The sequence below is a fragment of the Collinsella sp. 4_8_47FAA genome, assembly GCF_000763055.1.
Lineage (GTDB): Bacteria > Actinomycetota > Coriobacteriia > Coriobacteriales > Coriobacteriaceae > Collinsella.
Window position 1 is genome coordinate 1 of sequence record NZ_KN214166.1, and the last position, 592, is coordinate 592.

A 592-nucleotide genomic window follows, 5' to 3' on the forward strand; every position below is an offset into this window, starting at 1 on the left:
TCCGGGGCCGAGGGCCCGCGGGCCGAGGCCGCCGGGGAGGCCGCGGCCGCCTCCACCGCGCCCCCGCCGGCGCTCGTCGAGGCCGAGAACAGGCAGGCCAGGTTCCTGGCCGCCCGGATATCGGAGGCCCTCGACGAGGCCGGGGCCCTCGAGGCCGAGACGGCGGCGCTGCTCGAGGGCGACGAGACCTACGCGTGTCTGCTCACCGTGCCCGGCATCGGCCCGAGGACCGCGGCGCAGCTCGCGGTGTCGGTCGACATCGGGAGGTTCCCGGACCACGACCACCTGGCCTCGTACTGCGGCATAGCCCCGAGGGTGAGGAGCTCCGGCACGTCGGTGAGGTCGGTCAGGGCGTCCAGGCGCGGCGACGCGAGGCTCAAGTCCCTGCTGATCTTCTCGTGCAACAGCCTGGTGAGGTCCTCGGGGCGCTACGGCGAGTACTACCGGGCCTGCAGGGCGCGGGGCATGGGGCACGGGCGGGCGCTCAAGGCCGTCGCGAGGAAGCGGCTCAGGGCGATATACGCCGTGATGCGCGACCGGGTGCCCTACCGGGAGTAGCCCCGACGGTTGACAAAACTATAGGAACACCCAA

The 592-nt window shown here is 73.0% G+C and carries 1 protein-coding gene; it reads left to right on the top strand.

Annotated elements, in window-relative coordinates:
* On the top strand, positions 1-558 hold a 558-nt coding region (locus tag HMPREF9463_RS10260; protein WP_148334245.1), incomplete at its 5' end, for a transposase.
* Positions 559-592: the final 34 nt, after the last annotated feature.